This is a genomic window from Paenibacillus massiliensis 2301065 = DSM 16942 (genome assembly GCF_000377505.1).
In the GTDB taxonomy this organism is placed as follows: Bacteria; Bacillota; Bacilli; order Paenibacillales; family Paenibacillaceae; genus Paenibacillus; species Paenibacillus massiliensis.
Genome location: NZ_KB898193.1, coordinates 138,925 through 153,207 on the forward strand (window position 1 = coordinate 138,925; position 14,283 = coordinate 153,207).

Here is a 14,283-nt window from a genome sequence, read left to right on the forward strand (position 1 = left end):
AAGCCTATTGCAATGAGAGGACATAAAGGAAGTGCAAGCATCGGACCTGCCAACTACCAAAAAGCTGTGCACCAGACATAAGGGATAATCCCATATGACTGGTACACAGCTTCTTTTGTTGACTGATAACAGACAGCCAAACACGTTCGAACTGGATCAATAAGCGGTGAGTACGACCCTTTCCCTGCAGGACCTGAGGGTGAATATCCATCATGTGAACGAGTGCCTTGCTCCCCAGCTGGACGAACTATCTTCTAATTCCGTGGGACCAGGGCCAGCAGACGATCATCCTGGTCTGTAGGACTTCCACGGCCATCACGGTTGTTTGTCCAAATATAGATAGTACCGTCCTTACCCTCCATGACTCCGCGAATCCGGCCCCATTCCCCCTCAAAGCGCAGCTCTGCAGAAGGACTTGTACCAGCATCCGCTAACGTACTCCCTTCTTCCTGAGGTTCAATCAGGAGCAACCCTTCTCCTCGCAGACCTGCTACGACTAACTTGCCCTGCCAAGGTCCAGCTTGTATTAGCTCCATGCCCGAAGGCGCCCAGGTATCTTGGCCACTGTGAAGCAGTGGTGTACGAAGCTCCTCGCTACTCTCGTCACTGGCAGCCTCGTCTCCCTGGATTAGCGGCCATCCATAGTTGGCACCTGCTTCAATGACATTAATCTCATCATGGGCGGAGGCTCCATGCTCCGAGCTGTACAGCTGTCCAGACGTCAGGTCCCACGCCAGACCTTGGGGGTTGCGGTGACCCCAGCTATAGACTGGGGAATTCGCAACAGGATTGTCTTCAGGGATGGTGCCATCGAGCTTGATGCGAAGAATTTTACCTGCCAGACTCTCACGATCCTGAGCAAGCATAGCATCAGACTTGTCACCTGTCGTGACGTACAGCGTACCGTCTGGGCCGATCCGTAGTCGTCCACCATTGTGATTCGAGCTGCCAGGAATTTGATCTAGCAGCACTTTATCAATGGTGGCCTGATCCTCCTTGATATGAAGCCGCAACACCCGATTGAGTGTCTCCCCATTCTCCTCATAGGTATGATACACATATGCATAGCCATTAGTCATGAACTCCGGGTCCAGTGCGAGGCCTAACAATCCACCTTCTCCGCGACTAAGAAATGGCGCCGGCACCTCCAGAAGTGGTTCATTCCTCACCGAACCATTCTCCAGCACTCGCAAGACACCCGGACGCTCCGTGAAGTACATTTTGCCATCCTCAGCCTGCACGAATTCCCAGGGTACATTCAGTCCCTCGGCAATAAGCCTGATTTCAAAATCATGTCCAGGAACGCCTGCTTCAATATTAGCTTCTTGTCCTTGAGCCTGCTCCTGTTGTGGTGCTCCTGACTGGAGCGGCGGTGCGGCTGGAGTATCGGCTGCTCCTGAAGAACAGCCCATCGCGAATAGCAACACAGAGCCACTGATCATGGCAGATAATCTCATATTAGACACGTTGGTTGTAGCCCCCTTTTGAACCTCATCAGCTTGTACAGGTTAAACACAGAATAAGCACAGATCACACAGCTTACATCGAGCATTACCCCGACTGCTCTGGCTCTAAACGTTCATTCATAGCATTATGTTCAGGCGCAGGATGCAGATGATCTCTGCTTGAATTATAATATAGAGCATGTAAGTTCAGCAGCCTACAACAATTATGCGTCAACTCTAGGCTGCAGGAAAGGGATGAATAGAAGTGAATAATAACAAGCTGGACAACCTTCACGCCCAGATGGTAGAGCATGGATGGCAAGGCATCCTGATTACCGATCCGAAGCACGTATACTATCTGACTGGCTTCGCCAGTGAACCCCATGAGAGATTTCTTGGATTGCTCCTGCTGCAAGGAGAGGAGCCTGCACTTATCGTTCCTGCACTGGATGAAGAGGCCGCAAGACAAGCTTCAAGCGTGTCCCGAATTCTGAGTCACACAGATACTAGTGATCCATACGTACTGCTGCAGCAATTGACCGGCACAGCGATGGAGACGCTCGCGATCGAGAAGGAGCATGTCTCTGTCTCCCGCTTTGAGCTCATGAGACAAGCCATTGGAGCGAAGCAATATGCTGACGTGGGTCCAGTTCTGCGTGATATGCGGGTACGCAAATCGCCTGAGGAAATCCAGCGGCTGAAGCATGCTATCCAGCTTGTAGAGGATGTCCTTCGTCATGGACTGACCCATGTGAAGGAAGGTGTTACAGAGGTTGAACTCGTAGCTGAGCTGGAATACCACATGAAGAAGATCGGTGCTGACGGCCCCTCCTTCGATACCATGGTTTTGTTCGGCACCAACACAGGACTGCCCCATGGTGTACCGGGAACCCGCAAGCTACAGCACGGTGATCTGCTCATGTTCGATCTTGGTGTCTACGCGAACGGCTATGCATCAGACATTACACGGACCTTCGCCTTCGGACATATCGCGCCAGAGGCAGAAGCCGTCTATAATGCAGTGCTACAGGCCAATCTCGCAGGTATTCAGGCCGCTCGGCCAGGTGTAACCTGTGCATCGGTTGACCAAGCAGCTCGCTCCGTCATTGAGAGCGCAGGGTATGGCTCTGCCTTTAACCACCGCCTCGGTCATGGTCTCGGCATGGGCATTCATGAATACCCGTCCGTCCACGGAGCGAATACAGATCTATTGCTGGAAGGCATGGTGTTCACGGTAGAGCCCGGCATTTACATACCTCAGCTTGGCGGCGTAAGAATAGAGGATGACGTATACGTCACGGCATCTGGCGTTGAGGTGCTAACCTCCTTCCCTAAGGAACTGACTGTACTGTAACACCAACAAGCCCGCGCAGGCTGACCTCGGCTCACAATGCCTGTGTCACCCGCGCGGGCTCGTTTTCATTTTCAGCTATACCAGCCATTCAGGCTAGATTTAGGATTGAACTGCCGCATCCAGATCACTACCGCGGTCATTGAACACATCCTGATCGTTCTCCTTCATGATCTTGCTGGAGATCAAGCCAGAGGTCATGGAATCATTCACATTCAGAGCTGTACGCCCCATATCAATGAGTGGCTCTACAGAGATCAGAAGTCCAGCGAGAGCTACAGGCAGGTTCATTGTAGACAGTACAATCAGCGATGCAAAGGTCGCGCCCCCTCCGACTCCAGCCACTCCGAAGGAGCTAATGACAACCACCAGAATCAGTGTGAGAATGAAATCCCAGCTCGTAGGATCAATGCCCACAGTTGGCGCAATCATGACAGCCAGCATGGCAGGGTAGATTCCTGCACATCCGTTCTGTCCAATCGTGGCTCCGAATGATGCAGACAGATTCGCAATACCGTCAGACACGCCGAGCTTCTTCGTCTGCGTCTCGACATTCAGAGGAATCGTAGCCGCACTGGACCGGGACGTGAAGGCGAAGACAAGCGTCGGCATCACTTTTCTCAAGTAGGTCAATGGGTTAAAGCCGAACAGCCCGATCAGAACCAAATGAATAACGAACATCACGATCAGTGCCACATAAGACGCAATGACGAATTTCCCCAGTTTGAGAATCTCTTCTGCGTTGGTCGTAGAAGCAACCTTCGTCATCAGGGCAAGCACCCCATAAGGCGTTAGTCGCAGTACTAATGTCACAATCCGCATCACGACAGCGTACACCGCCGTAATCATGTCACGGAAGGTCTTGGCTTGCTCCGGCTTCTTCCGGTCCAGTCCAAGCACTGCAATTCCAATGAAGGCCGAGAAAATGACGACCGCCAGCGTGGAAGTACTCCGTGCTCCAGTCATATCAGCGAATGGATTCGAAGGAATGAAGCTCAATACCTGCTGCGGGATCGTCAGGTCCTCCACCTCTCCTACACGCTCCTCCAGTGCTGCTCCTCTAGCCTGCTCTGCCTCGCCACTGCTAATCTCAATCGCTGTCAGATTGAAGGACAGGCTCGTTACAATACTTACTGAAGCTGCAATCGCTGTTGTAATCAGCAGGATGGCAATGATCGAAAAGCTCATCTTGCCGACGTTCTGCTTACCCTTCAGATTCATAATGGCCGATATAATCGAGACCATAATGAGTGGAATAACAATCATCTGCAGCAGCTTCACATATCCGTTACCTACAAGATTGAACCAGTCTACAGATTTCGTGATGACCTCCGAGCCCGCCCCGTACACCACCTGAAGAATAGCACCATACACAATCCCGAGACCCAGACCAATAAAGACTCGCTTCGTGAATGATAGATGCTTCTTCTGTGTCCAGAACAAGAGGCCCAGTAAGCCCAACATAATTACGATATTAAGAATAAGCCCTAATGTATCCATTCAAGATCCTCCCGATTCTATTGAAATTGAAGCAAACTACCTACATCCTGCTTTTTAAACGAGTGTGCCAGCTTTTAAACGCCAACCTAATCTGGAAGTATGTATACGCTTCTGCTTCGATATTCCATCCCGTACATGCTGAACTACTATACCATAAAACCAATTAAACAGGTAGGCTTATTTATTAAAAAATCATTTTCGTCTTCGCAGAGATGAATGATACCTACAACTCAAGCGGGTTTTCGTCCATAATCACATGTATTCTCATGAATAAAAAATATTCTTATCAGCGTAATTACATAATATATAACATATCCGCGTTAGCTTATATGAATGATGTATAATTTTTATTCGAAAGTGGGTATTTTTTACTATTCAACCACGGGTTAATTTTGTAGAATAGTTCTTAAGCTGCTTTTTAGGGACTGTCATGATACAAACATCGCTTTTCTCCCCTTTCTTCTTGGAATAATTTCAGGTCCTCGACATGAAGATCTTACCTTATTTTTTTGAGCCCATTACATAAGGGAAACGATAATGTATTATGGCAATTCCCTGTTCGGAACTGCCAAGGACAAGCCATACAGAGAATACGCGGGCACCTCACAAGGTGCAGCGACCTTCGGAGTAACAGCCTGTACGGGGCTTCAGAGAGAAGAGAGCTTATACTTATTGAAAGGGGAATTTTTGCATGCATCGAATTTCGCGCTCGATATCAGCCAAATTGAGGCTCCTACTCCTGGTAATCCTCTTGGCTACTTCGGTACTATTCAGTCTCAGCTTTTATTTTGTGTCGATGAACATCATCAATACCCACGTGATTCCACAATACGATCAGGCATTGATGCTCGGAGCACAGGATGTCTACAAGAATATGAACACTACACAAGCGATGCAAACCAAGCAGGGTGGAGATAGCGGTCGGATGGCAGCAGAGACTTACCTGCAGCAGGAAGTCAACAAACTGAATCTGCAAACTGCATTTCTCTTGGATGCCACTGAAGAGCAGGTGGTTATTCTGGCTCGCAATCCCGACTCTACCTATCAAGTAGGAGATAGCTTCGTAGCACCAGCAGGGATTGACCTCCTGGCCCAAAGCAGCGAGCCGCAGATGAGTAACATTTACTCAGATCAGCACGGAATTCACAAGTCGATTTTCCTCGGCCTTCCTGGTAGCTCTCTCGTATTGGGCGTAAGTGTTGATTATACAGCTATCACCAGTCAGATTAGTCAGATTCTATGGATCTGTGTTGGAATAACACTATCCACACTTATCGTTGGCTGGCTGGTATCTACCTGGGTCATTGGCAGACTGACACGGCCACTGGCAGATTTGGCCAAGCTTAGTGAACAGATTGCTCTCGGTGACCTTACACATGATATTCGCGTGAAGGGTGAGGATGAGATCGCTCAGCTGGCCAAAAGCTTCCACTCCATGACCCAGAATCTGAAGCAAATGATTCGACAGGTTCTTACGGCATCCAGCTCTGTAGTAACAGGTTCCAACACCCTCTTCGAGCGAGTGGACTCCATGAATGGTCTCGTCAAAGAATCCACAGTGGCAGCAGACGAAGTATTCAATGGCAGCAGCAGTATTGCTACTGCCGCCTCAGAGAATGCTCGCGCCATGGAAGAGATCACTCAAGGTATTCAGCATATTGCCGAGTCCGCTGGTCATGTATCCGAACAGATCAGCAAGGCAACTGAAGAGGCAGTCAACGGAAATGAACTCGCTCAGAACGCCATGAACCAGATGATCCATGTGAGCCAAGCCACGGAGGAATCGACTCAATTCGTCCGTACGCTGAAGGAGCGCTCCGAAGCTGTCGGACAGGTCGTATCGTCGATCTTCGAGATTACTCAGCAGATTCAGATGCTCTCTCTTAATGCCTCCATTGAGGCAGCACGTGCCGGGGAGCACGGACGCGGATTCGCGGTCGTAGCTGGTGAAGTACGCAAGCTCGCCGAGCAATCCAAGACGGCCATGGAAGAAATCAATGACTATCTGAACTCCGTCAAGGAGGATTCCGAGCGTTCCGTCGATTCCATGATCAAGGTCCGCGAAGAAGTGCAATCGGGTAGCCAGGTCGTGCAGCAGGCTGGAACGGCATTTGGAGAACTGCTAGAACTCATCAAGAATATCAACTCGACGATTCAGTCCGTCTCTGCAGCAGCACAGCAGGTGTCCGCTGGATCAGAAGAGGTCAGTGCTTCGGTCGAAGAGACAGCGCAGATTACAGGGAAGTCTCAGCAAATGGTCATGAATATCCGCGAGACCGCCGAAAATCAGCTTGAGCACATGGAGAGCCATTCCACTACGGTCGGAGAACTTCATGAGCAAGCCAAGGCGCTGCAAGAGGCTGTTCGCAAATTTAAAATATAGATACTCGCTCTAAAATAAACAGACTCCAGTCACCTTTTACGTAGCTGCTTCTCACGGGCACGTACGATGGTGATGCTGGAGTCTGTTTTATGTTGCGTTGCTGCTGGTTTGAACGAATATGATACCAACAAGACTTACTAGACAGCCCTTAGCTAGTTGTCTCGATTTCTATCCCGTGTTGAGCCTGCAGCAGCTGATAGATGCGATCCATATCCAAATGCTCCCGCACAACAGCCGCTACACGGTCGAACTCTTGATTCTTGACCTCTCTGGCCGAGAAGGTCGTCATGCGTGGTTGCAAGCCCTTCTGCTCCCGGATCTGGTCCAGCCAAGCCCGGCGTAGCCGATCATTATCAAATATACCGTGCAGGTAAGTCCCCCATACACGGCCATCCGTTGTGCCGCAGCCTTCCTCTATCTCTGTTCCGTCTTCTCGCAGCAGGCGAAACAGCGCTCGTACAGATTCAGAAGCCGAGTATTCCGTCTTCCCCATATGAATTTCATAGCCATCAATCTCCATCCTGTGTGGAGTAGCCTCTTCCAAATCTTGATTCTCCCTACTACCAGCTGGCTTGTGCTTGGCTCCTTCAACGAAATCCGCTGCACCTGGTGCAGAATACGCCGCCATGCGAATAGGACAATCCTGTAGCGGGACCCCCTGTACTCTCACCGTCCGCTTCTCCTTCATAAAGGTGGTCGTCAACGGAAGCAGTCCTAGTCCCTGCTCTACCCTTGCCTCCTGATGCTCTACTGCATCCGGGTCAACAAGGAAATCTCCCAGCATCTGATATCCGCCGCAGACGCCGACAAGCTGGCAGCTGCCCTCACTCCATACCTGACGGATCGCCTGATCCAGACCACTGGCCTTAAGCATTTGTAGATCTCCGATCGTATCCTTGGTCCCTGGCAAGATCATGATGTCTGGCGAACCCAGCTGATTCAGCTCGGTCACATATCGCACACTGACATCCTCTTCAGCCGCTAGCGCATCCAGATCTGTAAAATTCGAAATACGCGGATAACGAATTACTGCAATGTCGATATCCTTCCCCTTCAAGAATTGACGCGGCAAAGAATCCAGTACGACAGAATCCTCCGCTTCAATCCGCAGATCCTTTACGTAAGGCAACACACCGAGCACAGGCAGCCCTGTACGTTCCTCCAGCCAATCTAGCCCTGGCTGCAGCAAGGAAATATCTCCCCTGAATTTATTGATGATGAATCCCTTCACCCGTTCTCGTTCGTGCGGCTCCAGCAGCTCCATCGTGCCTACAATCGAAGCGAATACCCCACCACGGTCAATATCCGAAATGAGCAGCACCGGGGCATCCGCCCAGCCAGCCAGATTCATATTTACTATATCCCGCTGCTTCAGATTGATCTCCGCTGGGCTACCCGCTCCCTCCATCACCACAACATCATGCTGTCCACGAAGACGATCCAGCGCCTCCATTACCATCCCCTTGGCCTCAGGCAGGAAATGATTCCGATAATCGGCAGCACTCATATTAGCAAATGGGGCACCATGGACTACAATCTGGGAATGCATATCTCTCATGGGCTTGATCAGGATCGGATTCATATCCGTTGTAGCCATGATTCCACATGCTTCGGCCTGAACGCCCTGAGCGCGTCCAATCTCCTTACCATCTGGCGTTACGTAGGAGTTCAAGGCCATATTCTGAGATTTGAATGGAGCTGTTCGATAACCATCCTGAGTGAAAATCCGGCATAATGCCGTCGTAATAATACTCTTCCCCACATCCGAGGCTGTCCCCTGAAGCATCAGGACCGCAGCCTTCTTTCCAGAACCCATTTGATCAGATGCCATCCTAACTCCTCCTTTCATGCCTGCATTCCGGGTGAACCCTTCAACGTCACAGCCATACGCCAATCCATACGTCAATAGATACCGTACAGCGCGATCAGGAATAACAGCAAAGCCGTTTCTAGCAGTTCATTCAGTGCCCCGTATATATCCCCGGTCAACCCTCCAAGACGACGATGGATATGCGCGGCAACTCCATGTCCGATCCCCCATGCCACTAATGGAAGCAGTACAGAACACAGCACATAATAGCCTGTATGAGGATAACCGATCGGCTCGAACGCCGCTAAATAATAATTGGAATTGTAAAGACTCAGTTCTCCTGCAACCAGCAAAAGGGTGATTCCACCAGCCCACAGCGTGCAGCGAATGAGCTCAGCGGTCCCCAAATCCTTGAAGAGCACAGCCAGACCTTCATCCCCACGTGCCGTCGGCCAGTGATGAATGGCCCTCACCATGAACCAACGGCTCCAGACCATGGGCAGCAGCACTAGAGCTATTATGGGACCTTCGGTAAGTACGGTATAGATCAAGGACAGCTTCAGCAGCAGTAGCAGTACACAAGCCAGCACGCCCATGGCACCGACCCGGCTATCCTTCATAATCTCAAGCATCCGTTCCCGTGTACGATAGCTTAGCAGTGCATCGGCCGCATCCATCCAGCCATCCAGATGCAAGCCGCCGGTTAGCCATACCCATACGATCAAGGTTAGTACCGCAGCAGGAAATGCCGGAAGCACCAAGGAGAAGACGATAGCGCTGAACCATACGACAACGGCGATCGCGAGGCCCACAAGAGGATAGTAGATTGTGCTCTGTCTCAGCACCTTGGGAGTGAAGTCCACTTCCTTCTTCACCGGCAAGCGGGATAGGAACTGGAATGCGGCAGCAACAGCCTCCAAATGCCCTCTGCCTCTGCTTACCATTTGTACTCCAGCCGCTTCAGCTCAACAGGGATGCCAGCCGTCACGAGGAATACTTCATCACAGACAGCAGCCATCCGCTGATTCATGACACCACTCAGGTCCCGGTACAGCCTGCCCAGCTTATATTCGGGAACGATGCCGTTACCTACCTCATTTGTTACCAGAATCAGCGGCCCCGAATATGATCGGACGGCTTCTTCCAGCGCTGTAATTCCTGCTCGTGCCGTCTGCTCGGCCATCTCTTCATTAGCTAGTACCAGATTGGACAGCCATAGCGTAAGACAATCCACCAGTAGTGCTGGTGGTGGTGATTCATCTGAGCTGTGCCCATTATGATGCAGTAGCTCAGGTAGCTGCAATGGCTCCTCTATTGTCTTCCAAGCAAAGCTTGTCTGCTCCCGCTGACGGCGATGCTCAGCGATTCGAAGCTCCATCTCGACATCGAAGGCCTGTGCAGTAGCCACATAAGTGGCTTCCTTCGCACGGCTCATGCACAAACGCTCAGCAAAGCTGCTCTTCCCGCTTCTGGCTCCACCAGTCACCAGCGACTTCATGAAGAAGCCACCTCTTTTCCCGAGACGCCCGCACTGGAGAACGTCGCCATCTCCCGCATGATGCAGGCGGCAGAATCGATCAGGTGCAGAGCCAGAACTCCTCCTGTCCCTTCGCCTAGTCGCATATCCAGCTGGAGCAAGGGCTCCAGAGCAAGCTCCTTCATCACTGCAGCGTGCCCCTGCTCATGGGAACAATGTGAAGCCAGCAGATAGTACGCGCTCTGGGGTTCAAGACTACGGGCAGCTAGCGCAGCAGCACTGGAAATGAATCCATCCAGCACGACTGGACAGCGACGGGAGGCTGCGCCGAGGATCACGCCCGTCAGTCCCGCAATTTCTAGCCCCCCAACCTTCGACAGTACATCGAGTCCGTCTGCCTGATCCGGCTGATTGACCTTCAGTGCTCTTTTGACTACATCCATCTTCCGTTCCAAGCCTGCATCATCAATACCTGTACCTCTACCGACCAGTTGTGACGGATCTTGCCCTGTGAGCGCGCTCGCTACCGCAGCACTGGCAGTCGTGTTCCCGATACCCAGCTCCCCGGTAACCAGGAGCCGATGACCACGCTCCACTGCATCAATCGCTACAGACGCTCCAGCCAGAATAGCCTGTATTGCTTCATCTCGGGTCATCGCAGGGCCTTGGGCCATATTCGCTGTCCCCTTACGGATCTTGCGGCTAATTAATGATGGATGCTCCACGTCCGCATTAACCCCTACATCGACACAGATGACTTCTGCGGTAGCCTGTCTAGCCAACACATTCACAGCAGCCCCACCCTCTAGCATGTTGTACAGCATTTGTGGGGTTACTTCAGCTGGAAATGCACTCACGCCCTCGGCACATACACCATGATCTCCAGCCATGACAATAACTGCACGCTGCGTGAACTCTGGCTGTATCTTCCCTGTAATTCCAGCAAGTCGAATGGCAAGGGTCTCCAGCTTCCCAAGACTACCAGGCGGCTTCGTGAGCTGATCCAGGTGAGCCGAAGCTGCGCTCTCGGCCTCCTGATCAGCAATATTGTGTCTAATGGTATGTAAGAGCTGCTGTAATTCTTCATTCATAGCCTGCTATCCCCTTCCATATCCTACTATCCCCTTCGCAAATGTTGTTACTGAGCAGATCAAATAGGAGTGTAGAGCCGCTGCAAGCGGGGAGCCCTGTCGACCCTTGTTAAGCTTGCTGTTCTAATGAACGAAATGGAAAAGCTGATGAACAGCAAGCTTAAAGATGGACACTTCGTTTCTCTAGGGCTTCCCCGCTCTCCGCTTACCACGCTCTCTTCAGATCATTCAAACCCACAATCGTATTCGGTCAAGGTGCTAGTACTCTCCTTGAGTCTCTATCTATGTGATCTTCTACGCAGCAGCAGCTGCGGCGCACCATGATCGGGATGCTCAATGACCAGTGAATCAATATCATACACCTTACGAAGCGTGTCCTCCGTCAGCAGCTCCGACGGCGTACCACATATACCACCTTGGCCCTCCTGCAGGATCAGCATGCGGTCACAGAACTGTGCTGCCAGATTCAGATCATGCAGCACTGCAACGATGGTGATCCCCGTTTCCTGCCGCCACTCAGACAGCAGCTCCATGAACTGAAGCTGATATCTGATATCTAGATACGTGGTCGGCTCGTCCAGCAGCAGGATTTGCGGCTCCTGGGCCATTACCTTCGCCAGTGCTACACGCTGCCGCTGACCGCCGCTGAGCTGATCCAGTCTACGCTCCGCCAGTGGGAGCAGCTCCAGCTTCTCCAGCACCTGCTCCGTGATCTGACGCGTATCACCATCATGGTCCCTACCTAGCCAATCCTGATGAGGAAAACGCCCCATGTCCACGACATCCCGCACGGTATAGCCCATCGGAGGAAGCCCCTCCTGCTGGAGTACAGCAATGATTCTGGATAGCTCCTTGCGACGATATTCCGACACAAGGCGTCCCATAATCCGTACTTCACCCTTCCCAGGCTGCTCCACCCCGGACAAGAGCTGAATTAATGTAGACTTGCCACTGCCATTCGGACCGATGACGCCCCACCATTCTCCCAGTGCTGCGGACCAGTTCAATCCCGTGATGGCAGACACCTCTCCATATTTCTTATGCAGTTGCAGCACATCCACCGCGGGACTCTTTACACCAGAGCTTACAGTAGTCTTGCTCATATCCAGCCCCCTTCTCCCCGTCGCTTGCTGCGATACAGCAAAAAGGCGAAGAACGGTGCACCGACAAAGGCAGTCACCACGCCCAAAGGAATCTCTACAGGAGCCAGTAACGAGCGGGCTGCCGTATCTGCCCAGACCATAAAGATCGCACCACCCAAGGCGGAAAGGGGAATAATGAGACGATAATCAGGACCTGTAATGAGTCGGATCATATGTGGAACGACGAGACCCACGAACCCGATCACGCCACAAATGGAAACGGCAGCAGCCGTTAATAACGTAGCTACGATCAGGACCCACAGCTTCGTGCGGTCTACCTTCACACCTACATGAGCAGCCTGACGCTCCCCGAGCGCCAGAATGTTCAGCACCCGAGCGCGATTCCACAGAAACAGGCTGCCGACTAGCACATAAGGTAGTAGCAGGAATACATAAGGCCAGCCCTTCAGGCTGAGACTGCCCATAGTCCAGAATAGAATCTCATTGACCGTCTCCTTGGACATAGCTGTTAGAAATGATACAACCGCACCCAGAAAGGACTGCATGACCACCCCGGACAAGATCAGACTATTTGTGGGAATCCGCCTACCTTCCCGAGCCAGCGTAATGACGGCCCATAGGGTCGTAACTCCTGTAACAAAAGCGATCATCGGCAATGTCCATAGACCAAAGATGGCATACTGCAATCCCCAATAAATCAGTACTGCTGCCCCAACAGCCGCCCCCGAGGACACCCCTAGGGTAAAAGGGTCCGCCAGCGGATTGCGTAGCACTCCCTGAAAGGCCGCCCCTGCCAGCGACAAGGCTGCACCAGCTAGCATACCCAGCAATACGCGGGGCAAGCGCACCTGCACAATAATCTGCTCAGCGGAAGCCTCCCAATAAGGCGTAATGCTTTCCTTCAGCCAGGGAAGCTGATGCCCCAGAATGCCTGCAATATGAGAGACGGGTAGATGCACTGAGCCAATCCCCAGGCAGACGAGCAACGTCAATAGGAGCAGCACGCCACCAAGCGCGCCATAGCCTGCTAGTGAACGGATCATTTGAAGATTTCAGGATAGATTGCTTTGGCAACCTCCTTGAGTCCTTCCGTGACACGCGGGCCTGGACGGCTGATCAGATTATCCTCCAGTCCGAATACGCGGTTGTTGCGGATCGCATTAATCTTCGACCAACCCTGTCTCCCCTTGATGATCTGCTCCAGCGTCTCTCCAGTCTTCGAATCCACTACATTACTGCCGTATAGAATAACATCTGGATTCGCAGCAATCACCTTCTCTTCACTGATCGGATTCCAGCCCGTCATGTCTGATGCTATATTCATACCGCCAGCCAGCGTAATCATTTCATCCATGAATTCGCCCTTACCGACCGTCCAGCCTGGCGAGAACTCGACATACACCTTCAGCCGCTGGTCTTCTCCGATATTTTTGACGCCTTCCTTCACCGCAGCAATATCCGCCTTCATTTGATCCGTCACGGCTTGAGCTGCTACCTGACGATCTGCAATCTGTCCATAGAGCGTAATATTAGCCATCACATCGTCGAAGGTCTTGGGATCTGTCTTGAAAATCTGGATGCCAAGCGATCTTAGCTTGTTGGTAGCTTCTTCGCTTAATGAGATACCCGCAAATACTATATCCGGTTGAGCGGCAATGATAGATTCTTCATTCGGCTTTGTAATGCCACCCATTTTGGGCTTGTCCAGCGCTGCCTGCGGGTAATCATCGTAATCTGACACCCCAACGATCTCTTCATCCAGTCCAATAGCGAAGAGTGCCTCCGTCTCCGCCGGGGAGACAGATACGATTCGCTCCGGTGCTTTCTCGAAGGTGAATTCATGCCCTGTCGCATCCTTGACAGTAAGCGGATATTCCGTAGGACCGGCCTCCACCGCCTGTTGCTGCTCCTGCTCTGCACCTTGCTGCGTCGTCCCCTGATTCGCTCCGTTGCCACATGCTGCAAGCCCCAGTACGAGTAGTAAGGACAGCAGCCCCGTCATCCATATCTTCATTGTTCTCGTCATTATGATCTCTCTCCTGTCTTCTTTAATAAAATGGAAAACAAAAAACCGGACCTCTCACGAGGACCGGGTCGTTATAGTGTTCATTCCAGTGTATACG

11 protein-coding genes are annotated in these 14,283 nt (G+C 51.7%); 2 read left to right on the forward strand and 9 right to left on the reverse strand.

The features are described 5' to 3' along the window. Positions 1 to 254: 254 nt before the first annotated feature. A complete protein-coding gene (locus D328_RS0118580) occupies positions 255 to 1,457 on the reverse strand; it encodes a PQQ-dependent sugar dehydrogenase (RefSeq protein WP_154659200.1) in 1,203 nt (400 codons plus the stop codon). A gap of 253 nt (positions 1,458 to 1,710) precedes the next feature. Here D328_RS0118580 and D328_RS0118585 point away from each other — a divergent pair, with 253 nt between their 5' ends. After that, a complete protein-coding gene (locus tag D328_RS0118585) occupies positions 1,711 to 2,799 on the forward strand; it encodes a M24 family metallopeptidase (protein ID WP_018886546.1) in 1,089 nt (362 codons plus the stop codon). A 99-nt stretch (positions 2,800 to 2,898) separates the two neighbouring features. Here the strand turns inward: D328_RS0118585 and D328_RS0118590 are convergent, their stop codons facing one another. Beyond that, a complete protein-coding gene (locus D328_RS0118590) occupies positions 2,899 to 4,296 on the reverse strand; it encodes an L-cystine transporter (RefSeq protein WP_018886547.1) in 1,398 nt (465 codons plus the stop codon). 691 nt (positions 4,297 to 4,987) lie between these two features. Here D328_RS0118590 and D328_RS0118595 point away from each other — a divergent pair. Beyond that, positions 4,988 to 6,679, forward strand: a complete 1,692-nt coding sequence (locus tag D328_RS0118595; protein ID WP_018886548.1) for a methyl-accepting chemotaxis protein — start codon at positions 4,988 to 4,990, stop codon at positions 6,677 to 6,679. 148 nt (positions 6,680 to 6,827) lie between these two features. Here the strand turns inward: D328_RS0118595 and D328_RS0118600 are convergent, their stop codons facing one another. The 7 genes from D328_RS0118600 to D328_RS0118630 form a co-directional block, all read right to left on the reverse strand. Next, positions 6,828 to 8,510 (reverse strand): cobyric acid synthase, encoded by a 1,683-nt coding sequence (locus D328_RS0118600; protein ID WP_018886549.1) that lies wholly within the window; start codon positions 8,508 to 8,510, stop codon positions 6,828 to 6,830. 71 nt (positions 8,511 to 8,581) lie between these two features. Next, complete coding sequence (gene cobS / locus D328_RS0118605; protein ID WP_018886550.1) at positions 8,582 to 9,433, reverse strand: adenosylcobinamide-GDP ribazoletransferase; 852 nt, start codon at positions 9,431 to 9,433, stop codon at positions 8,582 to 8,584. Further along, complete coding sequence (cobU, locus tag D328_RS0118610) at positions 9,427 to 9,987, reverse strand: bifunctional adenosylcobinamide kinase/adenosylcobinamide-phosphate guanylyltransferase (protein WP_018886551.1); 561 nt, start codon at positions 9,985 to 9,987, stop codon at positions 9,427 to 9,429. The genes cobS and cobU overlap by 7 nt, the downstream gene beginning before the upstream one ends. Then, entirely contained in the window at positions 9,984 to 11,057 is a 1,074-nt protein-coding gene (gene cobT, locus D328_RS0118615; protein ID WP_018886552.1) for a nicotinate-nucleotide--dimethylbenzimidazole phosphoribosyltransferase, read from the reverse strand. The genes cobU and cobT overlap by 4 nt, the downstream gene beginning before the upstream one ends. Before the next feature lie 278 nt (positions 11,058 to 11,335). Next, positions 11,336 to 12,160: an ABC transporter ATP-binding protein gene (locus tag D328_RS0118620; protein WP_018886553.1), complete on the reverse strand. Its 825-nt coding sequence runs from the start codon at positions 12,158 to 12,160 to the stop codon at positions 11,336 to 11,338. Further along, entirely contained in the window at positions 12,157 to 13,203 is a 1,047-nt protein-coding gene (locus D328_RS0118625) for a FecCD family ABC transporter permease (RefSeq protein ID WP_018886554.1), read from the reverse strand. The genes D328_RS0118620 and D328_RS0118625 overlap by 4 nt, the downstream gene beginning before the upstream one ends. After that, a complete protein-coding gene (locus D328_RS0118630) occupies positions 13,200 to 14,189 on the reverse strand; it encodes an ABC transporter substrate-binding protein (protein ID WP_154659190.1) in 990 nt (329 codons plus the stop codon). The genes D328_RS0118625 and D328_RS0118630 overlap by 4 nt, the downstream gene beginning before the upstream one ends. Between the last annotated feature and the right edge of the window lie 94 nt (positions 14,190 to 14,283).

Excerpts from the sequence above, each read along its gene's own strand:
- D328_RS0118580 (WP_154659200.1), bottom strand. The coding sequence starts at position 1,457 with ATGAGATTATCTGCCATGATCAGTGGCTCTGTGTTGCTATTCGCGATG.
- D328_RS0118590 (WP_018886547.1), bottom strand. The coding sequence starts at position 4,296 with ATGGATACATTAGGGCTTATTCTTAATATCGTAATTATGTTGGGCTTA.
- D328_RS0118595 (WP_018886548.1), top strand. The coding sequence starts at position 4,988 with ATGCATCGAATTTCGCGCTCGATATCAGCCAAATTGAGGCTCCTACTC.
- D328_RS0118600 (WP_018886549.1), bottom strand. The coding sequence starts at position 8,510 with ATGGCATCTGATCAAATGGGTTCTGGAAAGAAGGCTGCGGTCCTGATG.
- cobS (WP_018886550.1), bottom strand. The coding sequence starts at position 9,433 with ATGGTAAGCAGAGGCAGAGGGCATTTGGAGGCTGTTGCTGCCGCATTC.
- cobU (WP_018886551.1), bottom strand. The coding sequence starts at position 9,987 with ATGAAGTCGCTGGTGACTGGTGGAGCCAGAAGCGGGAAGAGCAGCTTT.
- cobT (WP_018886552.1), bottom strand. The coding sequence starts at position 11,057 with ATGAATGAAGAATTACAGCAGCTCTTACATACCATTAGACACAATATT.
- D328_RS0118620 (WP_018886553.1), bottom strand. The coding sequence starts at position 12,160 with ATGAGCAAGACTACTGTAAGCTCTGGTGTAAAGAGTCCCGCGGTGGAT.
- D328_RS0118625 (WP_018886554.1), bottom strand. The coding sequence starts at position 13,203 with ATGATCCGTTCACTAGCAGGCTATGGCGCGCTTGGTGGCGTGCTGCTC.